The 25,207-nt window shown below is 60.8% G+C and carries 20 protein-coding genes and 1 riboswitch; of the genes, 11 read left to right on the top strand and 9 right to left on the bottom strand.

What is annotated here, in order from left to right:
• Positions 1-9 precede the first annotated feature (9 nt).
• The gene (locus tag ACP7E0_RS02105; RefSeq protein WP_426122644.1) at positions 10-1,557 is read right to left on the bottom strand and encodes an amino acid permease; all 1,548 of its coding nucleotides are present in this window, start codon (positions 1,555-1,557) and stop codon (positions 10-12) included.
• Between the two features lie 113 nt (positions 1,558-1,670).
• A complete protein-coding gene (locus tag ACP7E0_RS02100) occupies positions 1,671-2,438 on the bottom strand; it encodes an N-formylglutamate amidohydrolase (protein ID WP_426122642.1) in 768 nt (255 codons plus the stop codon).
• 289 nt (positions 2,439-2,727) lie between these two features.
• Between ACP7E0_RS02100 and ACP7E0_RS02095 the strand changes: the two genes are divergently transcribed.
• The 6 genes from ACP7E0_RS02095 (at position 2,728) to ACP7E0_RS02070 (ending at position 8,594) form a co-directional block, all read left to right on the top strand.
• Positions 2,728-3,585 (top strand): MurR/RpiR family transcriptional regulator, encoded by an 858-nt coding sequence (locus ACP7E0_RS02095; RefSeq protein WP_426123027.1) that lies wholly within the window; start codon positions 2,728-2,730, stop codon positions 3,583-3,585.
• A gap of 240 nt (positions 3,586-3,825) precedes the next feature.
• Positions 3,826-4,929: an ABC transporter substrate-binding protein gene (locus ACP7E0_RS02090; protein ID WP_426122641.1), complete on the top strand. Its 1,104-nt coding sequence runs from the start codon at positions 3,826-3,828 to the stop codon at positions 4,927-4,929.
• A 72-nt stretch (positions 4,930-5,001) separates the two neighbouring features.
• Positions 5,002-5,874 carry an ABC transporter permease gene (locus ACP7E0_RS02085; RefSeq protein WP_426122639.1) on the top strand — a complete coding sequence of 291 codons (873 nt, stop codon included), beginning with the start codon at positions 5,002-5,004 and terminating at the stop codon, positions 5,872-5,874.
• Positions 5,871-6,659 (top strand): ABC transporter permease, encoded by a 789-nt coding sequence (locus ACP7E0_RS02080; protein ID WP_426122637.1) that lies wholly within the window; start codon positions 5,871-5,873, stop codon positions 6,657-6,659. Before ACP7E0_RS02085 ends, ACP7E0_RS02080 begins: the two co-directional genes overlap by 4 nt.
• A gap of 14 nt (positions 6,660-6,673) precedes the next feature.
• Positions 6,674-7,738, top strand: coding sequence for an ABC transporter ATP-binding protein (locus ACP7E0_RS02075; RefSeq protein ID WP_426122636.1), 1,065 nt, complete (start codon positions 6,674-6,676; stop codon positions 7,736-7,738).
• Between the two features lie 122 nt (positions 7,739-7,860).
• Positions 7,861-8,025: riboswitch (FMN riboswitch) on the top strand.
• Between the two features lie 95 nt (positions 8,026-8,120).
• The gene (locus tag ACP7E0_RS02070; RefSeq protein WP_426123026.1) at positions 8,121-8,594 is read left to right on the top strand and encodes a 6,7-dimethyl-8-ribityllumazine synthase; all 474 of its coding nucleotides are present in this window, start codon (positions 8,121-8,123) and stop codon (positions 8,592-8,594) included.
• A gap of 41 nt (positions 8,595-8,635) precedes the next feature.
• On the opposite strand, the gene ACP7E0_RS02065 is transcribed toward ACP7E0_RS02070, so the two are convergent.
• From ACP7E0_RS02065 to ACP7E0_RS02040, 6 genes are all read right to left on the bottom strand, one after another.
• A complete protein-coding gene (locus tag ACP7E0_RS02065; protein ID WP_426122635.1) occupies positions 8,636-9,019 on the bottom strand; it encodes a hypothetical protein in 384 nt (127 codons plus the stop codon).
• Between the two features lie 136 nt (positions 9,020-9,155).
• Positions 9,156-10,817 carry a urocanate hydratase gene (locus ACP7E0_RS02060; RefSeq protein ID WP_426122634.1) on the bottom strand — a complete coding sequence of 554 codons (1,662 nt, stop codon included), beginning with the start codon at positions 10,815-10,817 and terminating at the stop codon, positions 9,156-9,158.
• 150 nt (positions 10,818-10,967) lie between these two features.
• A complete protein-coding gene (locus tag ACP7E0_RS02055) occupies positions 10,968-12,065 on the bottom strand; it encodes a DUF917 domain-containing protein (protein ID WP_426122633.1) in 1,098 nt (365 codons plus the stop codon).
• A complete protein-coding gene (locus ACP7E0_RS02050; RefSeq protein WP_426122631.1) occupies positions 12,065-13,333 on the bottom strand; it encodes a Zn-dependent hydrolase in 1,269 nt (422 codons plus the stop codon). Before ACP7E0_RS02050 ends, ACP7E0_RS02055 begins: the two co-directional genes overlap by 1 nt.
• Complete coding sequence (locus ACP7E0_RS02045; RefSeq protein WP_426122630.1) at positions 13,333-14,712, bottom strand: dihydroorotase; 1,380 nt, start codon at positions 14,710-14,712, stop codon at positions 13,333-13,335. The genes ACP7E0_RS02050 and ACP7E0_RS02045 overlap by 1 nt, the downstream gene beginning before the upstream one ends.
• 11 nt (positions 14,713-14,723) lie before the next feature.
• Entirely contained in the window at positions 14,724-16,262 is a 1,539-nt protein-coding gene (locus ACP7E0_RS02040; protein ID WP_426122629.1) for an aromatic amino acid lyase, read from the bottom strand.
• 138 nt (positions 16,263-16,400) lie between these two features.
• On the opposite strand from ACP7E0_RS02040, the gene ACP7E0_RS02035 reads away from it, so the two are divergent.
• On the top strand, positions 16,401-17,825 hold the full coding sequence (locus ACP7E0_RS02035; protein WP_426122628.1) for a LysR family transcriptional regulator: 1,425 nt from the start codon (positions 16,401-16,403) through the stop codon (positions 17,823-17,825).
• 84 nt (positions 17,826-17,909) lie between these two features.
• On the opposite strand, the gene ACP7E0_RS02030 is transcribed toward ACP7E0_RS02035, so the two are convergent.
• Positions 17,910-18,881 (bottom strand): GlxA family transcriptional regulator, encoded by a 972-nt coding sequence (locus ACP7E0_RS02030; protein WP_426122627.1) that lies wholly within the window; start codon positions 18,879-18,881, stop codon positions 17,910-17,912.
• A gap of 112 nt (positions 18,882-18,993) precedes the next feature.
• Between ACP7E0_RS02030 and ACP7E0_RS02025 the strand changes: the two genes are divergently transcribed.
• From ACP7E0_RS02025 to ACP7E0_RS02010, 4 genes are all read left to right on the top strand, one after another.
• On the top strand, positions 18,994-19,896 hold the full coding sequence (locus ACP7E0_RS02025; RefSeq protein ID WP_426122626.1) for a 3-keto-5-aminohexanoate cleavage protein: 903 nt from the start codon (positions 18,994-18,996) through the stop codon (positions 19,894-19,896).
• A gap of 189 nt (positions 19,897-20,085) precedes the next feature.
• Positions 20,086-21,576 carry a carnitine 3-dehydrogenase gene (locus ACP7E0_RS02020; protein ID WP_426122623.1) on the top strand — a complete coding sequence of 497 codons (1,491 nt, stop codon included), beginning with the start codon at positions 20,086-20,088 and terminating at the stop codon, positions 21,574-21,576.
• 168 nt (positions 21,577-21,744) lie between these two features.
• Positions 21,745-22,905, top strand: a complete 1,161-nt coding sequence (locus ACP7E0_RS02015; RefSeq protein ID WP_426122622.1) for an acyl-CoA dehydrogenase family protein — start codon at positions 21,745-21,747, stop codon at positions 22,903-22,905.
• 244 nt (positions 22,906-23,149) lie between these two features.
• Complete coding sequence (locus ACP7E0_RS02010; RefSeq protein ID WP_426122620.1) at positions 23,150-25,204, top strand: acetate--CoA ligase family protein; 2,055 nt, start codon at positions 23,150-23,152, stop codon at positions 25,202-25,204.
• Positions 25,205-25,207: the final 3 nt, after the last annotated feature.

The raw sequence follows: 25,207 nt of genomic DNA, 5'->3' as shown, positions 1-25,207 counted from the left end.
CTTATTGGATCATCTCTGCCCAACGGCCTTTTCGGCCGCTGCAATTTCAGCGGAGCGGCGCGCAACTTCGTCGCCGATCGGCGGGCCCTTGAAACGGCGGCGTTCAAAGCCGAACCAGACGATACCGGTCAGGACCAGGAAGCCGACGGTCACGTAGAGGGCCGGAGTGTTCGGAGGCTGGACGCCGAGCACGAAGATCAGGATCATGGCGAGGATCGTCAGAACGGCAAACAGCTTGAACGCGCCTTCGCCGAGGTTCCACGGACCCATCTTGTCCCACTTTGACGTTCCCCAGGCAAAGAGGCCCAGCGTAATCGGTATCGCGAAGGAGAAGAACAGGAAGATGACCGTGCAGGAGACGACGATGGTGTAAACCGGCGTCTCGCCGATTGTGACAAGCGACGAACCCCAGACGAACAGCACCGACAGGATCGAGCCGGTCCAGATCGCAGCAACCGGCGTGCGATAGGCCGGGCTGACCTTTGCCAGTGCCTTGGAGGCCGGCAGGCCACCGTCACGCGAGAAGGCGAAGATCATGCGGGAAACGGACGTCACCGTTGCCAGGCCGCACAGCCATTGGCTGACCAGGATGGCGAGGTAGAGGATGTCCTTGATGGTCGAATTGACCTGCGTATCCATCGCCCAGAAGAACACGTTCCAGCCCTGCTTGGCGGCCTCATCCATGCTGGGGAGCAGCAGAACGAAGCTGCACAGCATAATGTAGCCGAACAGAGCCGACCACAGAACCGAAGAGACCATACCGCGCGGAACCGACGTTGCCGCCTTGACGGTTTCTTCCGACGTATGGGCGGAAGCGTCATAGCCGGTGATCGTATAGATCGGCAGGAGCAGGCCGAGCAGGAACACCCAGGTGCCCGACGTTGCCGGCCAAACATTGCCGCCGGCTTCGCCCGAATAGTTGGAGAAGGTGAATAGGCGGCCGAACTCGTAGGTATCCGCAGCAGCCAGGCACACGACCGAAAGCGCGATCGCCGTTGCGAAGATCAGATAACCGGAGAAGTCCGTAAGCTTGGCCGTCAGCCCGATTCCCATATGGTTGACGATCGCCTGAGCGCCGGTGATGACGACCAGAAACAGGATACGGATGGTCGTGGTGTCTTCCAGGCCGAAATAGGGTGTGCCGAAAGACCCCATGAAGAAATAATAGGTGCCGACATTGATGGCGCCGAGAACCGTGACGAGACCGAGCAGATTGAACCAGGCGGTAACCCAGCCGGTGAACCGGTTGCCGAGGATGGAGCCCCAATGATAGAGGCCGCCGGCAGTCGGATAGGCGGAGCTGATCTGTGCCATGGCAACGGCAAAGACGAGAGAAACGAAGCAGCCGAGCGGCCAGCCGATACCGATCGCGGCACCGCCCGCGCCCGAGGTTGCCTGGGCGAGCGAGTTGATGCCGCCGGAGAGAATGCAGATGATCGAGAAGGAAACGGCAAAGTTCGAGAAAGAACTCATGCGCCGTTCGAGTTCTTGCGCATAGCCCATCGAATGGAGGACCTTCATGTCCTCATGTTTATCGGTATCTGAATAGTCTGACATGTTTTTCCCCTGTATCAGCCAGCCTCCGGCGGTATTGCCAGATGCCGAAATGCCAGTTTGTCCATGGAAGCCCATGGACCAGTCTCCGCGGACATGCCGCTCCCCAGGTCTTTTTATTGCGACAGTGCAGACAGGCTTTCGCCGAGGATGCCTGTCAGATAATCGACCATGACCTTTTGGCCGATTTCATTTGAAACGAGATCGTTGCGGATCTCGATCATTACGTTGAGCAGGCCATTCTTCAAGCCATGCTGGATCAGAGTATGCGTCACGCCGTCTGCCGGTCCATAGGGCTCGTTCCGGCGTACCGCATAACGTTTCGTTTTCCCGGCAGCAGCCAGCATCGCGTCGGCCAGACGGCTATCCTCGTCATGCAGGATACCGATTTCGACGTCGCGCTGCTTGCCGTGATAAACCGGCGTGAACGTGTGCATTGTGATCAGGACCGGCGGGCGTCCGGCGGCCTTTCGCGTGGTGATGAAGTCCGAGAGAGTGTTGGTGAAAGGCACATAAAGTGCTTGCGTACGGGCCATACGTTCGGCGGCCGAAATCCCGGCATTGCCAGGTATTTCAAAGATCTCGCTGACGGGCGGCATGGCAGCTTCAGCCTCCGGCGGACGGTTGCAATCGTAAACCAACCTCGAAAAACGCTGGTAGATCAGCGCTGCATCAAGACTTTCGACCAAAAGCTGCGACACGGCGAGCGCACCGGGATCCCAGGCGATATGGCTTTTGAGAGCGTCTTCGGAAAGCCCAAGCGAACCCATCTTTTCCGGAAGGTGGCGCGAGGCGTGTTCGCAGACCAGCAGCACCGGGCTCAACGCCTCCGGGTTTTCCACTGCTACGGGCGATCCATCCGCCTCTGTCAAAAGTCCCGTCAAATCCGGTCCCCTTCCGGTTGCCTGATCGGCACCACGAATATCTCGGACAGGCTGGAAGCCGCTGAAATCATACGTGGAAGCAAGAATCGAACAGCCGGTGATTTTCCTCAACTCACGCTTGACCGTCGATACTGAAAAGAATTCTTCACGTTTTGACCTGTGTCAACCGGAATCTGAAACGATCTCTTCAAAAAATCCATTGACTCGAATTGTGACAGCGATGTTTACTCTGTCACAAAGCTGGCAGAGACCAGCCGGGGGATGAATTTTGACCAATACCGCAGGCACCATGACGGTGTCGGATGTGATCAACGCCCACTTTGCCGTACTCACCCGTGCGGAAAAACAATTGGCAGCGACGCTTCTCGACAACTATCCGGTTTCCGGACTCGGCAGCATCACGACTGTGGCCGAGAATGCCGGCGTGTCGACGCCGACGGTTGCCCGCATGGTGCAGAAGATCGGCTTTCGCGGCTTCCCGGATTTTCAATCGCGGCTGCATCAGGAACTCGAAGCAACCATTTCCAACCCGATCAGCAAGCACGACCGCTGGGCCGCCAATGCGCCGGGCACGCATATCCTCAACCGCTTCGCCGATGCGACGATGAACAATCTGCGCGCGACGCTGGCGCAGCTGGAAACGGCCGAGTTTGACGGCGCCGCCGCGATGATCGCCGACCGCAAGCGCAATGTCTATCTTGTCGGCGGACGCATCACCCGCGCCCTTGCCGACTATTTCTTCACCCATCTTCAGGTCATCCGCTCCGGCGTCACCCAGATCGCCTCCAATTCCAGCTCCTGGCCGCATTACGTGCTCGACATGAAGAAGGGCGACGTCCTGATCATGTTCGACATCCGCCGCTACGAGCAGGAGATGGAAACGCTATCGCGCATCGCCCGCGAGCGTGGCGTCGAAATCATCCTGTTTACCGACCAGTGGAGTTCGCCCATCGCCAAATCTGCGCGGCGCGTCTTTCGCATCCAGATCGAGGCGCCTTCGGCCTGGGACAGTTCGGTCGTGACCCTTTTTGCCGTCGAAGCGCTGATCGAGGCCGTGCAGAGTTCCATCTGGGACGAGACGCATGACCGCATGAAAACGCTCGAAGGCCTGTTTGATTCAACGAGGCTTTTTCGAAAGCCGCTTTAGGAGGAGCAAGTGGTACGGAACGTGGCGCCGGCTTGACCGGCGCGGGGACGCCACGGTCCGCAATTTAGGAATGCAACAAAACGCCAGCGCCCGGGCGAATGTAAATTTTGAAAATGAAATGAAGGTGTTCCGCCTGCGAACGTAGGGTCGCAAAGGAGACAACACCTGTCACATAAGCTTCATAGGACCCCAGTATCAGCTTCATCGAAGTTGACTGATATAACCACAAGGAGAAGACCAGTGATTTCACACATGCGCCGCCTGCTTTCGCTTTCGACCGCCATGGTCATGGCATCGACCGCCATCGCCGCTGCCGAGCCGAGCGCCGAACTGATCGCCGCTGCCAAGGCAGAAGGCACCCTGACGACCATCGCCCTGCCCCACGACTGGTGCGGCTACGGCGGTGTCATCGAGGGCTTCAAGGCCAAGTACGGCCTGACCGTGAACGAACTCAACCCGGACGCTGGCTCGGGCGACGAAATCGAAGCCATCAAGGCCAACAAGGACAACAAGGGCGACCAGGCTCCTGACGTGATCGACGTCGGCCTCTCGTTCGGTCCGTCCGCCAAGGCCGAAGGCCTGATCCAGCCGTACAAGGTTGCGACCTGGGATTCGATCCCGGACACAGCCAAGGATGCTGACGGCTACTGGTACGGCGACTATTACGGCGTCATGGCCTTCGAAGTGAACAAGGACCTCGTCAAGGAAAGCCCGAAGGATTGGGCCGACCTGTTGAAACCGGAATACGCCAACATGGTGGCTCTTGCCGGTGATCCGCGCACTGCCAACCAGGCGATTTCGGGCGTTTTCGCAGCTGGCCTTTCGGGCGCTGCCGGTGACGTTGCCAAGTCCGGCGAAGCAGGCCTTGCCTTCTTCAAGGAACTGAATGCCAAGGGCAATTTCGTTCCGGTCATCGGCAAGTCGGCTCCGCTCGCCCAGGGCACAACCCCGATCATCCTGCGTTGGGACTACAATGCGCTGTCCGACCGTGACACGCTTGCCGGCAACCCGCCGGTCGACGTCGTCATCCCGGCTACGGGCGTTGTTGCCGGCGTCTACGTCCAGGCAATTTCGGCCTACGCTCCGCATCCGAACGCCGCAAAGCTGTGGATGGAATACCTCTATTCCGACGAAGGTCAACTCGGCTGGCTGAAGGGCTATTGCCATCCGATCCGCTTCAATGATCTTGCCAAGAACAACAAGATCCCGAAGGAACTGCTCGACAAGCTGCCGCCGGCCGCTGCCTATGAAAAGGCCGTGTTCCCGACGCTCGCCGAACAGGAAGCCTATAAGGAAGTCATCACCAAGGGCTGGGATACAGTCGTTGGCGCCAACGTACAGTAAGACTGTCGCAACAAGGCCTTCCCGCGATCGCGCGGGAAGGCTATTTTTCAATTTTCACAAAACGGTTTCGCGATGAGCGCCAACAGGGCCATTGATTTGAAGAAGACGGCCATCGACTGGCTCGGGATCACACCGTTCCTGCTGTTTGCAGTGATGTTCCTGATCGCCCCGACGCTCTATCTCGTCACCGGCGCCTTCCTCAATCCGGCGGGCGAATTCACTTTCGAGAACATTGGCGGGCTCTTTACCGACAAGATTCTCGCCTCCTACTGGATCTCCATCAAGATCAGCCTCGCCTCCTCGATCGGCGGCGCCCTGATCGGCTTCTGGCTCGCCTGGGCCGTGGTGCTCGGCGGCTTGCCCTCCTGGATCCGTTCGTCGCTCCTGACCTTTTCCGGCGTCGCATCCAATTTTGCCGGCGTTCCGCTTGCCTTCGCCTTTCTGGCAACACTTGGCCGCACCGGTCTCGTGACGATGATCCTGCGCGACTGGTTCGGCATCAATCTCTATGCCTCCGGCTTCAATCTGCTGAGCTTCATCGGCCTGACGCTGACCTACATGTATTTCCAGATCCCGCTGATGGTGCTGATCATCACCCCGGCGCTTGACGGTCTGAAGAAAGAATGGCGCGAAGCCGCCGAAATTCTTGGCGCGACCAACACGCAGTATTGGACCAAGGTCGCCCTGCCGATCCTGTTCCCAAGCATCCTCGGCACGACGCTGCTCCTGTTCGCCAACGCTTTTGGCGCGATCGCGACGGCCTATTCGCTGACCGGTTCCACCTTCAACATCGTCCCGATCCAGCTCTATGCGCAGATCCGTGGCGACGTTCTGCACAATCCCAATCTCGGCTACGCGCTCGCCCTCGGCATGATCGTCATCACCGGCATTTCAAACCTCATCTACATCTGGCTGCGCATGCGTGCCGAACGGTGGCAGAAATGAAGACACAAAAAATCGGCGCCTGGCTCGCGATTTTCTTCGGTGCGTCCTATTTCATCGTACCGCTGATCGCCACGTTCGAATTCTCGCTGCGTATGCGCCGTGGCGAATATTCCTTCGATGCCTACCGCTCCGTCTTTTCGGACGTCCAGTTCCGCGAATCCTTCAGCTACTCGATCGTCATGGCGATCCTGACGATCATCTTCGGCGTACTTCTGGTGGTACCGACCGCCTACTGGGTTCGCCTGCGCCTGCCGCAGATGCGGCCGGTGGTCGAGTTCATCACGCTGATGCCGCTGGTCATTCCGGCCATCGTCATCGTCTTCGGCTATCTCCGCATCTACAACTCATCCTCGTACATACCGTTCACAGGGTCGGCGCGCGGCACCGATGCGCTTTTGATGTTCTCGTTCATGACGCTGTCGCTGCCCTACATGTACCGTTCGGTCGATACCGCGATGCGTACCATCGACGTCGGCACCTTGACCGAAGCGGCGCAAAGCCTTGGCGCGTCCTGGCCGACCATCATGTTCAAATGTATTTTTCCCAATGTCATGAGCGGCGTTCTATCCGGCGCCTTCATCACCTTTGCCATCGTCATCGGCGAATTCACCATGCCGTCGCTGCTCAACCGGCCGGCTTTCGGTCCCTACCTGCAGCTGATCGGCGCCAACCGCGCCTATGAGCCGCCGGCGCTCGCGGTCATCGCGTTCGCCATCACCTGGGGATGCATGGTTCTTCTGCAGCTCGTCTCCCGTTTCAGCAAATCGGCTCCCGCTAAGCCCTGAGGTATTGATCGTCCATGTCCTTTCTCGAACTCTCAGGCATTCAAAAGAGCTTTGGCCCCGTTCAGGTCGTCAAGGATTTCGATATGACCATCGAAAAGGGAGAATTCGTCTCCTTTCTCGGACCGTCAGGCTGTGGCAAGACGACAATTCTCAGAATGATCGCCGGCTTCGAGACGCCGTCGGCCGGAACTGTCGTCATCAACGGCCGCAACCAGAATGAGCTGAAGCCGAACCAGCGCAATATCGGCATGGTCTTCCAGGCCTATGCCCTGTTTCCGAACATGACCGTGCACGACAATGTCGCCTTCGGCCTAAAAATCGCCGGCATGGAAAAATCGGCTGTTGATACCCGCGTCAAGGAAATGCTGGGGCTCATCCATCTCGACCATCTCGCCGATCGCTATCCCTACCAGATGTCCGGTGGTCAGCAGCAGCGTGTGGCGCTTGCCCGCGCCTTGGCACCCAAGCCGCAGGTCCTTTTGCTGGACGAACCGCTGTCGGCGCTCGACGCCAAGATCCGCGTATCGCTGCGCGAGGAGATTCGGGCGATCCAGCAGAAGCTCGGCATCACTACGGTTTTCGTCACCCATGACCAGGAAGAAGCCCTTTCGATCTCCGACCGTATCGTCGTCATGAACGGCGGCCGCGCCGACCAGATCGGCACTCCGTTCGACATTTACAACAAACCGGCCACACGCTTCGTCGCCTCGTTCGTTGGAACGCTGAACTTGATTGAAGCCAAGGTCGTCGATCCCGCATCAAACCGGATCATCATTGGCGATCAGCAGATCACCTTGCGCGAACCGCTTGGCTCGAGTGCCAAGGCGGGCGACAAGGTTTCGCTGGCATTGCGCCCGGAAGCGGGATCGATTGCCGAAGGCGCCAAGGGCGACACTGCGCTGACCGGCGCAGTCGTCTCCTCGAACTTCCTCGGCTCGGTCATCCGCACCCGCATGAAGGTCGGCGATGCCGTCATCTCCTTCGACATGTTCAATGCGCCGGGCCTGATGCCCCCGGCTGTCAGCGAGATCGCCACGCTGCGGTTCACCGCAAGCGACCTGCTGATCATCCGCGAATAGCTGCGATACCCGAAAAAATATGTTTCAGGCGACGGATTTTGAGAAAAAATCTGTCGCCTTTTTCATTGTACGCGTCGCTCACCGCATTTGACGCCTGCCAGCCAATCCTTATAGTTGGCCTTGCACGTTCTCAGGGCGGGGTGAAACTCCCCACCGGCGGTAACGGGAAGCAATTCCCGGAGCCCGCGAGCGCTTCATGTTCCTATGTTAACATAGAGGCATGAGGGTCAGCAGATCCGGTTGAATTCCGGAGCCGACGGTTAAAGTCCGGATGAAAGAGAGCAAGCAGACCAAGTGACACCTTGTCAAAAGGTGCCGCTGCTCCTGCGTGTTCGCCCAAGGGGATCATTGAAAAATGGCAACCTTGAAAGGCCAGACTGACATGACAATCGCTTCCCATCCGACCCAGAAAATCGCCATCATCCGCGCGCGCTGGCACGCCGATATCGTCGATCAATGCGTCAATTCCTTTATTGCCCACTGGCAAAAGCTCGGCGGCAACACAGCCGATGTCGAGATCTTCGACGTCCCGGGCGCGCTTGAAATTCCGCTGCACGCCCAGACGCTGGCCAAAACCGGCCGATTCTCGGCCATCATCGGCTCCGCCTTCGTCGTCGATGGCGGCATCTACCGCCACGATTTCGTTGCCGGAACCGTGCTCGACGGCATGATGCGCGTCCAGCTCGACACCGGTGTGCCGGTGCTCTCGACCGTCCTCACCCCGCATCACTTCCAGGAATCCGAACAGCATATCCGATTCTTTACCGACCATTTCGTCGTCAAGGGCGTCGAAGCGGCCAATGCCTGCTCGCAGATTCTGGCTGCACGCGCGCAGCTGGCGCTCGTCGACGCCTGATACCAAGCGCTTCGGAAAGGCAGGTTAGCCTGCCCTTCTCGCTATCGCCGTTCATCCAGCCAATACTTCCGGGCACACCCAAACCGGTGCGCAACGCGATCATTAGAAATGGCGGTCAATGCCTGATGTTGCTTGCGGCCGTCCTTGACCGCGCGGCTTGGAACGACGGTGTATCCATTATTGACAAGCTGCAGCTTGAATTCGTCGAAATGGCGCTTGAAGCCGATTTTCACATGGCTCAAGGGGTATCGCCATCCGCTTTTGCAGGCTTTGATCAGAATGGCTGAGTAGAGCCGCGCGCTGATAATCCGGGCGTCGTCCTCAGAGATCACTTTGTCAGGAGAGAGCTCGTCGTCCGGCAAAGTCGGCGGCACACTCGTGAAAATCAGAACAAGCGCGATACATCCCCCCAATGTCGCTTTCACGGCAACCTCCCTCGCAGCCTCAAGCCAGCCCGTCCCCTCCGCTTTTCAGGCCGGAGTCAGGATGACACGTGGAGGGCAGAGTACAAACTATTATTTTAGATAAATGGAATATACTTAGCTATGAAGACGGACGCCGTTAGTCGAGCGCGATATACCCGATCCCTTTCTTCTGTATCTCCTCGTGAGATTCCTCATAACCCGCATCGGCATAGCGGATGACGCCGAGCGACGTGTCGTTGGTCAGCGCATGGCTGAGCCGCTCCGTTCCAGCCTCCGTGCCATCCGCAATCACGGTGACACCGCAGCTGGTCATATAGCCGGCATAACCACCGCCGCCGGAATGGACGACGACAAGGTCGGCCATCGACGAGCAGAGCAGCATCGCATCGAGCAATGGCCAGTCGGCAATAGCGTCGGAGCCGTCCTTCATGCGTTCGGTCATGATGTTCGGATGCGCCATGGCACCGGCATCAAGATGGTCGCGGGAAAAGGCAATCGGCCCCTTGAGCTCGCCGGATGCGACCAGCGCGTTGACCGCCACCGCCAGTTGCGTCCGCTCGCCATGGCCGAGCCAGGCAATGCGGGCCGGCAGCCCCTCGAAGGGAACGTTTTCGCGGGCGAGACGAATCCAGTTGGTGACGATCTTGTTGTCCGGAAACATCTCCAAAAGCAGGTCGTCGATGCGGGCGATATCGCTCTCCTCCCCCGACAGCGCCATCCATCGGAAGGGGCCGATGGCGCGAGCGAACAGCGGGCGTAGATAGGCTTCGGTAAAGATGCGTATATCGAAGGCATTGACGACGCCACCCTCGCGCGCCTGGGTGCGGATCAGGTTGCCATTGTCGAACACTTCCGAGCCCTTGGCCTGGAATTCGAGCATCGCCTTGACGTGGTCGACGATCGAGGCACGGCTGGCAGCCATCAGCTGCCCCTGCCCGTCAACGCGAAGCCGCTTCACCTCATCGATGCTCATGCCCTTCGGCACATAACCGTAAACCAGATCATGGGCCGAAGTCTGGTCGGTAACGATATCCGGTACGATGCCGCGCCGGGCGATTTCCGGATAGAGCGCCGCTGCATTGCCGACAAGGCCGATGGAGGTGGCGCGCTTCTCCTTGACCGCCTGATTGATCATCTCAAGCGCTGTATCGAGGTCCGGTGCCACATGTTCGAGATAGCCGATCGCCTTGCGCTTTTCAGCCCGGACGGGATCGATGTCGATACAGAGGATCGCCGCCCCCGCCATCCGGCCCGCCAGCGGCTGCGCACCACCCATGCCGCCCAAGCCCGCTGTCAGAATGAACCGCCCGGCCAGATCTCCACCAAAGCGGTTTTCGGCAATGCGCATGAAGATTTCATAGGTGCCCTGGATGACGCCCTGGCTGCCGATATATTGCCAGGCGCCCGCCGTCAGCCCGCCCCAGCAGATCAGCCCCTGCTTCTCCAGCTCGTAGAACACCTCGGCCTTTGCCCATTGGCCGACAATGTTGCAATTGGCCATGATCACCAGCGGCGCCTTGGCATGGGTCTTGAGCAGCCCCACCGGCTTGCCCGACTGGATGACTAGCGTCTGGTCCTCATCCATCTCCAGAAGCGTCTTGACGATTGCCCGATGAGACGCCCAGTTGCGGGCCGCCTTGCCGAGCGCTGCATAGACGATCAGATTGTCCGGATCCTCGCCCACCGACAGCACATTCTCCAGAAGCCGCAGCAAAGCCTCCTGCCGCCACCCCTTGGCACGCAGCTCCGGGCCGCCGGGGATGGGGAAGTTGGGGTGGCGAGGGTTTGGTTTGGGCATGGTGTTGTCCTTGATCGCTTCGTTGCACGAGCCGTTGCGGCAGTCTCCCACCTCCCCTTGAGGGGGAGGTCGCGCGGAACGCGCGGGTGGGGTGATCGTAAGGTGAGCAAAAAATCACCCCACCCCGGCGCTACGCGCCGACCCTCCCCCTCAAGGGGAGGGTGAAAGCGCATATCTCGCCAGCTCAATCCCCATCGCCTTCTCCACCGAAGGATAGACGCTTGGATCAAGAACGCTCGACGCCAGCGGAATGACGGTCTTCGGCACATGCAGCACGAATATCCTCATGCCGACCTGCAGCTGCCCGACGCTCAGCGGCTCACCGTCCGGGGACAGCGTGGTGATGACGTCGGGGAAGGTCGCGCGCCGCGTGCCGCCGGCATCCGCGACGGCCATATATTCGTTCATGACGTGGAGTACCGTTGAGTCATCGCCCTTGCCGAGCGTCACCGTGCCGATATCGAAGGCTTCCTTGGTGTAGACGACCGATTTGTCGGTGATGACGCCTTCCGCGAGGATCGTGCCATTGGTGGTCTTGGCGATGGTATCGATGATGGCGCTGCCGCCCTTGCCTTCCGCCGCGATGATCGCCTCTCCCAGAGTCAGGGCCAGCGAAATGCCGCCGAGTGCTGCATTCTTGCGGACGTAGGAAGCGCGCAGCGGATTGCGGCAGGAAGCGATGAAGCCGCCGGACATGTCGGAGGCGGTGCGCAGGATCGGCGAGACCTTTGCCGTCGCGCCGCGCACGACGAGTTCGATATAGCGGTTCTCATCGCGATTGCCGCCGACTGCGGTCTGGATCATCTGCTCGGGCGAACCTGCCATGCCGATCGACCCCATGTCGCCGGTCGGATGCGCCCGCATGTCGCCGACGGCATCCAAAACCTTGGTGCCGAGGATCGCCGATGGCAGCCAGCCGTTCAGCGTCGAGGACTTGCCGTTCTGCCCGACCATCAGCGCCGCAACTTTTTCGCCGAGCGCTTCCTGCAGCAGTTCCACGGCCTTGACGTAGTCAACACCACGCATTTCCCAAGGCGTGGTCGAGGCTGGCGCACCGATGGCAGCGGCCGTTGCCACCCAATCGTTGTCATCGAGTTCATCAATGGAGACCAGCTCCGGCTTGCCGATCGACACGGCAGCGTAGCCCAGCATGCGGCCATGATCGGCCCAGCCACCACCGCCCGCCGCATAGACCGAGCCGCCCTTGACCGCCGCCTCGACGTCCTTTTCCGTGAGTATACGGCCCATCACTGCTCTCCCTGTAAATCGATATCGAGTTTGCGGACGGCCTCAAACAGAACGGCCGTGCCAAGCGCAATGTCGTCATTTTCAGCCCATTCGTCCGGCGTATGCGAGCGTCCCTCGCGGCAGGCGATGAAGATCATCGCCGACCTGGAAATCCGTGCCATCCAGGCAGTATCATGACCGGCACCGGAGGCCATGCGGCGGCGCTTGGCACCGACACGGTCACAGGCCTGTTCGAGGTTGCCCATCACCAGCGGATCGGCGGGCGTTGGAAAGTTGTCCGAAATCAGCTTTGGCGAGGCGATCGACACGCCGGTTTCCCGCTGGATATCAACGGCGAGTTGATCGATCTCGGCAATGAACCGCTCCATGTCCGGCCGCAGCTCCGCCCGTGCATCGATCAGGATGCGGGCGCGCGACGGCACGACATTGGCGGCATTCGGCTCGATCGAGAATTCGCCGACGGTCGCCGTGAAATGCCCCTCGCCTTTCGCATAGCCCGTGGCCAGACGTTCGACCTCGCCGACCATGCACGCGGCCGCCACCAGCGCATCGCGCCTGCGGCCCATCGGGGTGGTTCCGGCATGATCGGCCTGACCGTCGAAGAGGATTTCGATGCGGGTGATACCGGCGATCGCCGTGACGATGCCGATATCGCAGCGCTCTGTTTCCAGCACCGGCCCCTGCTCGATATGCAGTTCCAGAAACGCCTTGATATCCGACCGCTTCTGCCTTGCCAGCCGTGACGGGTCGCCGCCAGCATCGATCATGCCCTGACGCAGAGTCAGCTCCCCTTGCGTCCTGCTCAGCCACCCGTCCGGGATCAGCCCCGCCAAACCACGGCTGCCGATGCAGGAGACGCCGAAGATCGACACCTCCTCAGCGAGGAAATCGACAACCTCCAGATCATGATCAAGCCGGATGCCGGCATCGTTCAAAGCCTGCACGACTTCGAGCGCCGCAGCCACACCGGCAATGCCGTCAAAGCGGCCGCCTTCCGGCACCGTATCGGAATGCGAACCGAGCATGATCGTCCCGAGCGCCGATTTACGCCCCTTGCGGCGGCCGATTAGGTTTCCGGACGCATCGATCCGGGTTTCCAGCCCGGCTGCCTTGAAGCGCTGTTCCAGAAAGGCGCGGCCGTCGAGAAACAGCGGCGTGAAAGCACGGCGCGTGTAGGGTTTGTCCGGTTCGGTGATGCGGGCAAGGCCCTTGATGATATCGGCAATACGGCCGGCATTGACGGGAAGATTGGTTTCGACTGCAGCCATCAGACCGCCTCGCGCAGCGGCAGGCTTGACAGTGGCCGGACGAACTGGCCGGTACCGGGCGCCGCCAGCACCGTCTTTCCGTCGAAAACCTGTACGCCCCGGTTATAGGTCGCAGCCACCCGCCAGGGCAGATGAATTCCATTATAGGGTGACCAGCCGACGACATTGTTGCCGCTTGCCGCCGCGTCATAGCTGTAGGGTTCGGGCGTCAGCACGACGATATCGGCATCCTTGCCCGCTTCGAGCGCACCCTTCCGGTAATCCAGTCGGAAATGCCGGGCCGGATTGAGCGCCATCAGTTCGGCCGCGCGCGTCAACGGAATACCGCGCTCGAGCAGACCTTTGACGAACAAGGGGATCATCACCTCCAGCCCCGGTACGCCCGACGCGTTGGCCAGCATATCCGGATTGGTCTTACGGTTTTCCGACCAGCTGACGTGATCGGTCGAAACCAGCGTCACCTTGCCGTCGGCCACATGCCGCCAGAGTTTTTCGACCTCGGCGCGCGGCCGGATCGGCGGATTGATCTTCGCCTTACCGCCCAGCCGCTTCACATCGTTTTCCTCGTCGAGAACAAGATAGTGGATGCAGCATTCGATCGTGGCGCGAAAACCCTGTGCGCGATAGGCGCTGGCGATATCGTAGCCGCGCCCAACCGAGCAGTGCACGACATGGGCCGGGCAGCCGGTTGCGGCACCTGTTTCGTAAATCTGGTTGGTGGCGAGCAATTCCGTCAACGGCGGGCGCGACAGGCCATGGGCGCGGTAATCGGTAATACCCGCCGCCTTGACCTTGCCGATCGCGGCTCGCACCGCTTCGTCATCCTCGTTGTGCACGCCGGCTGTCAGGCCGGTTGGCGCAATCACTGCAAAACAATCTTCCAGCAGGGCCGCGGGAATGCGCGGAAACCGTTTCGGATCCGTACCGAAAGTGGAGAATTTGAAAGCGGCGACGCCGGCCTCGACCATTTCGCCGATCCGCGCCGGGCCTTCTTCCGGATCAATCGTGCCGTAGAGCGCGAAATCGACGCGTGCCTGTTTGCCGGCATGATCGATCTTGCGCCGAACGGCATCGGCCGAGCAGACCAGATCGCCTTCATCATAGGGCATGTCAACGATAGTGGTGACGCCGCCTGCCGCTGCCGAGCGCGTCGACCAGATAAAATCCTCCTGGTCCTTCTGCGAGAGCGAATGCACCTGCGCATCGATGGCGCCGGGCAGGATCAGCGCGCTGCCGAGATCATGGCGTTCGCGGCCACTCGGCATCGCACCTTGCCCGACAAAGGCAATCTTGCCATCACGCACCGCCACAAACCCGCCCTCGACGATGAGATCGGCAAGAATCACGGTGCCTTTGAGAACCAGATCGAAGTCAGACATCGGTGTCTCCCTTACTGTCCGAGCGCGAAGAAATCGTCGAATTCGGGCATCGGCGCCGCCGCCACGATCGCCTCCAGCAGACGCCCGCAGGCAAAATCGTGGTGGAGAAGCTCGATCTCCCGGGAGAGCGGCCGATCCTTGAGATAGATCGGGCTGACGGCCCGCACCCGTTCATAGGCAATCTGGCTAACACCCTGCGGCGTATCACCGAGCAGATCTATGGCCTGAGCAGACAGCATGGCCTCGATCGCCGCCATCTGCCGGAGGTCCCGAACCTGCGTTTCCATGCGCTCGACGATCAAAGGCAGGAAAGTCGCCTCTTCCTCCAGACCACCGGCAACGACGATCGATTGAGCAGACAAGGGAACCGCCAGCGACTGGACGCGCATGTAAAGTTCCACCACCAGCTTCATCACCGGGCCGAGGCCACTGGCTATTTCGCCGGGTGCGACCAAGTTGATCGGCAGGTTTCGCCTTACCCCATTGGACAGGAGGATGCAGCGGTTGAGCACATTGCGCGCCACATGCGAAAAGGCGATCTGCGCCGTCTCGATATAGAGCGTCGTCGTCAGGGGCAACGAAGCACCGGACGCGTGCACCTGTCCGCCCAGCACCACCGGATTATCATCAGACAGATAGGTCGCATCGACCAGCCGTTCGGCAGCAACCAGCAGCGTATCGACGGCGGCACCAAAAACTTGCGCGGTCATGCGCAGGCTCAAGGGATCATGGATCGCCGTTGCCAACGGCCAGTCGACACAATCGGACTGGCCATAGAGCCATGAACCAACCAGCGCTTCGCCGCGTGTTCCCAGCGTCGCCGCCACTCGCCATGGATCGGCGGAGGCACCGAGCGCCAGCGACGACATCAGGCCGGTGGTCATCAGCACACGCACGGCCGAGGCGGCTTCGCGCAGCACGTCGGCGGCGGCAGCAAACGCCGTCGCGTTGACGCTGAGGGCAGCCAGGGCATCGCGCGGCAGCATGACGAAGGGTTGGAGCCCGGCGCGGCGCAGGGCTTCGCTCGCATCGAGCAACTCGCCCTCGAAGAAGGCCTCGCCGGTGCCGGTCAGCACCGAGGCGACCTGCCCCATCAGGCCGATATCGGCGCAACCGATCGAGCCGTGGCGATGCACCGCTGGCACGACACCGCGCTCCAGCAGCGCCAGGAACGCCTTGACGAGATCGACACTGCAGCCGGTATGGCCGCCGAGAGCCGTATTGATGCGGATGGCGATGGCCTTGCGCACGATGGCCTTGGAAAACAGCGGACCGGTGCCGAAATGGTGGGCCTTGACCAGCGCCGTGTTGAATTCCGCGAGATCATCGACCGTCCACAGCCGATCCTTCATCGAGCCGACGCCAGTATTGGCGCCATAGACCGGCAGGCCCATGGCGATACGATCGGCAATAACTTTGTGTGCGGCCTCCACCCGTTCGAACGACTGTTCGGCGACGACGGGCACGAACAGGCCGGAGCCGATTTTCTCCAGTGCGGAGAAGTCCAGCGGGTTGCCGTTGAGGACGATGGTTTTCACCGATGCATGCATGCTTTGACTCACCTTGTTGGCGCCATGCTATGCCCAATATCCCGGTTTGTGTTATATCCCAAAAATGAAACATGGGATGCCGCTAACCGTACAGTCGGCCCCAGCCTGTCATTTCGCGTGTGAGGATCAAAACCGCCCATGGACATCGCCACGCTCGCTCTTGTTCACGCGATCCTTGCCGAGCGCGGAATCCGCCGGGCGGCAAAGGCGAGCGGCAGGCCGGCCGCAAGCGTCAGCGCCGCCTTGACACGCTTCGAAGCCGCCATCGCCGTCCCGCTTGTCCGGCGCGAACGCGGCAATCTCGTGCCGACGCTGGAGGCGCAGAGCCGGATGGCCGACCTTGCGGCGGCAAAAGAGGCAATCCAATCACTGTTACGGCCTGCACCGAATTCAGGTTCTCAGCCAGAACCTCGGCCAGAACCACCGCGATCGAATAATTTTCAGTCGGCTCCCTCTTCTCCCCAGCGGGGAGAAGGTGGTCCGCAGGGCCGGATGAGGGGGACGGCTGGCTCCGAAATCGCGGAAAGCCCCCCCTCATCGCCTCGCGGACGCTCGGCACTTCTCCCCGCCGGGGAGAAGAGGGAGACCTTCGCCAACGCTGACAATCCATGTTCGATATCCGTTCGACCAATACCATCCATCAGCCTGACCGCGCTGGAACGCTTCGTCAGCGTCGCCCGCAGCGGCAGCATTCGCGGCGCCTCAAAAGTGTCGGCAACCGGTCAGCCGCAGTTGACACGGCAGATGAACGACTTGGAACGGGACCTTGGCCATACGCTGCTGATCCGTTCGCCATCCGGTATCACCTGCACGGCCGAAGGCTTGGCGGCGATCCCGATCGTCGAAAACCTGCTCGAGATCTGGCGCAGGCTGTCGCGCGCCTCCGGCGACCGGTTTCGCCGGGCGGCTGCGACCTGGCGTTTCGGCTCGGTGATGCCGCTCGGGCCGGAAAGCGAGATCGCCCGCATGCTGGCGGCACTGACCGCTAAGTGGCATCGCGCCCGCCCACGCCAGCCGCTGTTCGTGTCCAGTACGACCGCCGACGAACTGATTGCCGGTTTGAAGAACCGCCGCTTCGACGTGGTGCTGCTTGATCTCGAAACCTTCCCGTCGGAGTTCGAAGGCAGGCTGATCTCGCGCACGCCGCTGTCGCTTGCCGGCCACCCCTCGCTGTTTGCAAAACACGGCGACGATATCGCCGCATTGCTGCAGGCCAATCCCATCGCAGTGCCCAGCCTCAAGAGCGGGCTGCGCCAGCAGGCGGCGCATTTCATCGAGGCGACGCTCACCGAACAGGAGCGCAACCGGCTGACATTGACGGAGGTCGATTCGATCCCCGTCATCCTCAATCTGGTGATGGACCATGGCTATCTCTCGGTGCTGCCGGAAAGCTCCGCCGCCCGCGTCCGAAATCCGCCGGCGATGCGCAGGCTGGGTCCCGGCTATTTGCAGAGCCTGTCGCTGGCATGGCAGAAAAACGCGCTTTCCCGGCAGGTGGCGGAAGCCATGCTGGGCATGATGCTGACGGATGAGACTTCCGGCACCGCCGATGCTCCCGATTGAATCACTTTGCGCACGACGAACGCCAAACCCCTGACAGGACTCACAAATCCGCCACCCGTTGAATCACTGCATGAACTTGCCATCTCAGCTCTTCAGCTTGACCCGCCTGCGCGTCTCGCTCGGGCTTTCGCGGTAGTGAGCGCGATAACTGCGGGAAAAAGCCGAGGAGGAATTGAAGCCGGTGGCAGCGGCAATATCGGCAAAATCGGCGCGGGTCTCGATCACATTGCGGCGCGCCGCATTCAGCCTGAGCGCCAGATAATGGGCATGCGGCGCCACCCCCATCGTCTCCTGAAACAGGTCCTGCAGATGGCGCGCGCTGACCCCTGCACGACGCGCAAGACGGACAAGCGTCAAGGGCGCATCGACGGTCTCCTCCATCAGCTTGACTGCCGCCCCCACTCGGGCGTCGACGATCCGCATATTGCCGATGGCGGGCATCTGCAAAAGATCGCCGCGCGTGCGCTCCTGTTCGTAGATGAACAGGCGCGACACTTCGAGCGCCAGCGAATAGCTGTGCTGGCGGCGGATCAATTCCAGCATCAGGTCGAGCGTCGGCAACGACCCCCCCGTGGTGATCCGCTTTCCATCGATGACGAAACGCTCGCGCACCATGATGATCTGCGGATAGGCGGCGGCAAAATCCTCAAAATCCTCCCAGTGATTGGTGGCCGAAAAATTGTCGAGCAGGCTGGTTTCGGCCAGAAACCAAGTGCCGGCCTCAATCCCGGCCACGACCTCGCGATGCCTTGCCGTTCGAGAGAGAAGCATCTTCAGTTGCGTGGTCGCATAGGCCCGCCAGTTATAGCTTGAGAGCACGAACAGCGGCGCCGTCTCATTCTGTGGCCGGAAAGGCCCGGAAACCGGGATCGGGATACCACTCTTGGTCTCGATCGCCTGGCCGTCGGGACTGAAAATCGCCCAGTCGTAGAGCACCTTTCCCGCAATACGGTTTGCCGCGCGAAGCGGCTCGATCACCGAAGCAACAAGGATCAGGTTGGTTTCCGGCAACACCAGCAAGTCGAGGTGCTGGGTTCCATCGCTTGGAACGAGCATTCGTGCATCTCCGGCCTCTAATTCCGAAAATGTATAACACACATCCACAAATGAAAAGCAGCGCCGTTCTTCTTGGCTCGTAATGCACGTCAAGAACAAGGGGAGGCCTTTTATGCCATTGAGCATGAACCGCGACGTTTTCATCACCTGTGCAGTCACCGGATCCGGCGATACCGCCGGCAAGTCGCCGCATGTACCAAGATCACCAAAACAGATTGCGGCCTCGGCCATAGATGCCGCCAAGGCCGGTGCCGCCATCGTGCATTGTCACGTGCGCGATCCCGAGACCGGCGCACCGAGCCGCCGCAATGACTATTACAAGGAAGTGACCGACCTCATCCGCTCCGCCGATGTCGATGTGGTCTTGAACCTGACCGCCGGCATGGGCGGCGACATGATTTTCGGTAATGTCGAAAAGCCGCTGCCGCTCAACCCCAACGGCACCGACATGGCCGGCGCCACCGAACGCGTGTCCCACGTTGCCGAATGCCTGCCGGAAATCTGCACGCTCGATTGCGGCACGATGAACTTCTCGCTCGGCGACTATGTCATGACCAACACGCCGTCGATGCTGCGCGCTATGGCCAAGATGATGACCGATCTCGGCGTGCGTCCGGAAATCGAAGCCTTCGATACCGGCCATCTCTGGTTTGCCAAGCAGCTCGTCGAAGAAGGCCTGATCGAGGACCCGGTCCTCATCCAGCTCTGCATGGGCATTCCGTGGGGCGCGCCCGACGACCTCAACACCTTCATGGCGATGGTCAACAACGTGCCCGCGAGCTGGACCTTCTCGGCCTTTTCGATCGGCCGAAACGCGCTCGCCTATCCAGCTGCAGCCGTTCTCGCCGGCGGCAATGTCCGCGTCGGGCTGGAAGACAATCTCTATGTCGGCAAGGGCCAGCTCGCCACCAATGCCCAGCTCGTCGAAAAGGCCGTCGGCGTCATTGAAGGCATGGGCGCGAGGATCATCGGCCCGGCGGAAGTGCGTGAGAAGCTGAAGCTGACGAAACGGTAAGAACAAAACCCCTCCCAACCCTCCCCACAAGGGGGAGGGCTAAATATGCGGCACCGTCCGCGCCAGGAAATTGAGCGCAGAGCAAGCCGAAACGTTGATGTGGATTGATGTTGGAGCGGCGAGTTAAGCCCCTCCCCCTTGTGGGGAGGGGTTTGGGGCGGGGCCTTAAAACAACAAGGTGGAACACCAATGACCAAAATCACCAAGGCGGCCTGCATCGGCGGCGGCGTTATCGGCGGGGCCTGGGCGGCGCGCTTTATTCTGGCCGGTATCGACGTCAACATGTTCGACCCTCATCCGGAAGCCGAACGCATTGTCGGCGAAGTGCTTGCCAATGCCGAGCGCGCCTATGCCATGCTGACCATGGCGCCGCTGCCTCCGAAAGGAAAACTCACCTTCGTCAAGAGCATTGAGGAAGCCGTCGAAGGCGCTGACTGGATTCAGGAAAGCGTGCCCGAGCGGGTCGATCTGAAGCGCAACGTCATCACCCAGATCGACGCTGCCGCCTCGCCGACGGCGCTGATCGGCTCGTCCACCTCCGGCATCATGCCGACCGACCTGCAGCGCGACATGAAGCATCCCGAGCGCATGTTCGTCGCCCATCCCTATAATCCGGTCTACCTCCTGCCGCTCGCCGAGTTGGTCGGCGGCGAAAAGACCGCCAAGGCGACACTGCAGGATGCCAAGGCCAAGCTTGCGCCGATCGGCATGAAGGGCGTGATCATCAACAAGGAGATCGAGGCCTTCGTCGGCGACCGTCTTCTCGAAGCCGTCTGGCGTGAAGGCCTGTGGTTGATCAAGGACGATATCTGCGACACGGAAACGCTCGACGACGTGATCCGCTATTCCTTCGGCATGCGCTGGGCGCAGATGGGCATGTTCGAGACCTACCGCATTGCCGGCGGCGAAGCCGGCATGCGCCACTTCCTCGCCCAGTTTGGCCCCTGCCTTTCCTGGCCCTGGACCAAGCTGATGGACGTCGTCGATCTCGACGATGAACTGGTCGACAAGATCGCCGGCCAGTCTGACGCGCAATCCGGCGCGCGCGGCATCCGCGATCTCGAGCGCATCCGCGACGAAAACCTTGTCGGCATCATGCACGCCCTGAAGAGCGGCGACGGCGGCAAAGGCTGGGGGGCAGGCAAACTGCTCGCCGATTTCGAAGACAGCCTTTGGGCCAACGCCGAAAAGCCGCAGACAGATCTGGGCGAGGCCAAGCCGATCCGCATCCTCGATACCAAGGTCAATGCAGCCTGGGCCGATTACAACGGCCACATGACCGAGCACCGCTACCTACAGGTGTTCGGCGATACGTCCGATGGCCTCCTGCGCCTGATCGGCGTCGATCTGGATTACGTCAAGAACGGCCACAGCTACTATACAGTCGAGACCCATATCCGCAATCTCGGTGAAGCCAAGCTTGGCGATGCCCTCTACTCGACTTGCCAGGTCCTTTCCTATGACGAGAAACGCCTGCACATATTCTCGACCATCTACAACGCCGCAACGAATGAGGCGGTGGCGACAGCCGAACAGATGATGCTGCACGTCGCCTCCAAGGAAAGCAAGGCGGTGCCTGCACCAGCCTCCGTGCTCGATAGGGTGAAGGCGGTAGCAGAGGCACATGCGTCGCTGCCGACGCCGGATGGTTTCGGACGGAGTGTTGGGCAGAAACGATAGGGCTCCCTCTTCTCCCCAGCGGGGAGAAGTGCCGAGCAAAGCGAGGCGATGAGGGGGTGGGGCCGCAACCTCTCGGGACGTGGCCCCCTCATCCGGCCCTCCGGGCCACCTTCTCCCCGTTGGGGAGAAGAGGCCAATACCCAAAACAAGAATACGAGGGAACACATCATGAATTTTGCACTGACCGAAGAACAGCAGATGATCGTCGACACCGTTCGCGGCTTTGTCGAGACCGAAATCTATCCGCATGAGAACGAGGTCGAGCGCACCGGTATCGTGCCGAAGGAGCTCGGCCAGGAGATTGCGCAAAAGTGCAAGGATCTCGGCTTCTTTGCCTGCAACATGCCGGAAGAGGTTGGCGGTGCCGGCCTCGACCACCAGACCTTCACGCTGGTCGAGCGCGAGCTTGGCCGTGGCTCGATGGGTCTCACCGTGTTCTTCGGCCGCCCGTCCGGCATCCTCATGGCCTGCAATGACGAGCAGCGCGAAAAATACCTGATCCCCGCCGTCAAGGGCGAGAAATTCGATGCGCTCGCCATGACCGAGCCGGATGCCGGTTCCGACGTGCGCGGCATGAAATGTTTTGCCAAGCCCGATGGCGACGACTGGATCGTCAACGGCACCAAGCACTTCATTTCGCATGCCAATATCGCCGATTTCGTCATCGTCTTCATCGCTACCGGCGAAGAGGAAACCCCGCGTGGCCCAAAAAAGAAGATCACCTGTTTTCTCGTCGATCGCGGCACACCGGGCTTTGAAATCCGCAACGGCTACGATTCAGTCTCGCATCGCGGCTACAAGAACTGCATCCTCTCGTTTGACGATTGCCGCCTGCCCTCGTCCGCCATTCTGGGCGAAGTCCACAAGGGTTTCGACATCGCCAATGACTGGCTCTACGCCACCCGCATCACCGTTGCCGCGACTTGCGTCGGCCGCGCCCGCCGGGTGTTCGACTATGCCCTGCGCTATGCCGCCGAGCGCAAACAGTTCGGCAAGCCGATCGGCGCCAATCAGGGCGTCTCTTTCAAGCTCGCTGACATGATCACCGAGATTGACGCCGCCGATTACTTGACATTGGCGGCCGCCTGGCGGCTCGACCAGAAGCTTCCGGCCAACCGCGAAATCGCCTCGGCCAAGCTCTATGCCTCGGAGATGCTGTCGCGCGTTACGGACGAGGCGATCCAGATCTATGGCGGCATGGGCCTGATGGACGACCTGCCGCTTGCCCGCTTCTGGCGCGATGCCCGTGTCGAACGAATCTGGGACGGCACCTCGGAAATCCAGCGTCACATCATCAGCCGCGACCTCCTGCGTCCGCTGGGAGCGTGAGGATGATCATATTTTCCATGTCTCTGTTTCAGACGGCGCGGCAGTCTCCCCCTTCTCCCCAGCGGGGAGAAGGGGGCGCAACGCGCCGGATGAGGGGGGCGAAGCCATCGCCCCGAGCCGGTGCGAATTATAACTCCAAGGCGCAACCTCGCCATTTCTGCGCTTTGCGCTCCCCTCATCCGGCCCTCTCGGGCCACCTTCTCCCCGCTGGGGAAAAGAGGAACGGCGTGTTCGGAGTAAGATCATGACGCGCTCCCTCGATCGCCTGATCCGGCCCAAATCCATCGCCGTCTTCGGCGGCAAGGAAGCACGCCGGGTCATCGAACAATGCCACAAGATGGGGTTCACCGGCGATATCTGGCCCGTGCATCCGAAACAGGACGAAATCCTCGGCCGCCGCTGCTATCGCTCGGTGGCCGAACTGCCGGCAGCTCCCGACGCTTCCTTTGTCGGCGTCAACCGCCAGCTCACCATCGAGATCATCCGCGATCTGTCCGCCCGCGGCGCCGGCGGCGCCATCTGCTATGCTTCCGGTTTCCGCGAGGCTGTCAGCGAGCTTGCCGATGGCAACGACCTGCAGGAGGCGCTGGTTGCGGCCGCCGGCGATATGCCGATCGTCGGCCCCAATTGCTATGGCTTCATCAATGCGCTGGACGGTGCCCTGCTCTGGCCTGACCAGCATGGCATGCAGCGCGTCGAACGCGGCGTCGCCGTTCTCACGCAGTCGTCAAACATCGCCTGCAACATTTCCATGCAGATGCGCGGCCTGCCGCTCGCCTATATCATGACCGCCGGAAACCAGGCGCAGACAGGTCTGTCGGAACTCGCCATCGCGGCACTCGAAGATCCGCGCGTTACCGCCGTCGGCCTGCATATCGAGGGCTTCGACAGCATCGAGGCCCTGCAGCGGCTGGCAACGCGGGCGCGCGAACTGAAAAAGCCTGTGGTCACATTAAAGGTCGGCAAGTCCGAAGCCGCACAACTGGCGACGGTCTCGCATACCGCATCTCTTGCGGGCAATGACGCCGTTTCCAGTGCCGTCCTCGAACGCCTCGGCATCGGCCGGGTCGATACACTGCCGGAACTGTTGGAAACCCTGAAACTACTGCACTTGCATCCGCCGCTGAAAAACTATGACGTTTCCTCGATGAGCTGTTCCGGTGGCGAAGCTTCGCTGATGGCTGATGCCGGTGTGAAACGGAAGACCGTGTTCCGGGCGCTGAAAGAGGAGCAGCGCCAGCCGTTGCGCGAAAGCCTCGGCGAAATGGTCACCATCGCCAATCCGCTCGACTATCACACCTTCGTCTGGGGCAACCTGGAAAAGCAGACGACGGCCTTTACCGCGATGATGAAAGGCGATTATGCGCTCAATCTCATCGTTCTCGATTTCCCTCGCCAGGATCGCTGCGACGCGGCCGATTGGAATACCACTTGCGAGGCTGTCATCGCCTCCGCCAAGGCGACCGGGGCCGTTGCCGGCATCGTCGCCAGCCTCGGTGAAAATATGCCCGAAGACACGGCCCTGTCGCTGATGGCGTCTGGTGTCGTCGCCTTTTCCGGTATTGACGAGGCGCTGGCCGCTGCCGAAATCTCGGCCGGTATCGGTGCCATCTGGGCAAAACCGGCCCCAGCGCCGCTCCTGTCCGCACATGCGGAAGACGGCGAGATCATCACCATCAGCGAAAACGAGGCAAAGGCCGAGCTGGCAAAATTCGGTCTAGCGGTCCCGACGGGCAAAGCAGCCTCCACTGCAGATGAGGCAGCAGATGCCGCTGAAATGCTCGGATTTCCCGTGGTGCTCAAGGGCCTCGGCGTCGCCCATAAGACTGAAGCTGGCGCCGTCAAGCTCAATCTTGGCGACCGCCAATCGGTTCTGGACGCGGCAGACGCCATGAAAAGCGTCGCATCCGCCTATCTCGTCGAAAAAATGATCGCAAAACCCGTCGCTGAAATCATCGTCGGGGCGTTGCGTGATCCTGTTGCCGGTCTGGTGCTGACCATCGGTGCAGGCGGAATCCTGGTGGAATTGCTGGAGGATTCGGCGATTTTGACCCTTCCAACCATACCGGAAGCCATTATCGAGGCCATTTCCGGCCTGAAAATCAAGAAACTGCTCGATGGCTATCGCGGCGGCCCAAAGGGCGACATTCAAGCACTCACGGCCTCTGTCGCTGCCGTCGCATCCTATGTCGCAGCAAACGCTACAATACTCGAAGAACTCGATATCAATCCTATCATGGTGTTACCGCAAGGGTCCGGGACCGTTGCAGCCGATGCCCTGATCCGTCGAAGGAAATGACGC

The sequence above is a fragment of the Pararhizobium sp. PWRC1-1 genome, assembly GCF_049897905.1.
Classification (GTDB): Bacteria; Pseudomonadota; Alphaproteobacteria; order Rhizobiales; family Rhizobiaceae; genus Pararhizobium.
This window is presented reverse-complemented; position numbering and strand designations above follow the sequence as displayed.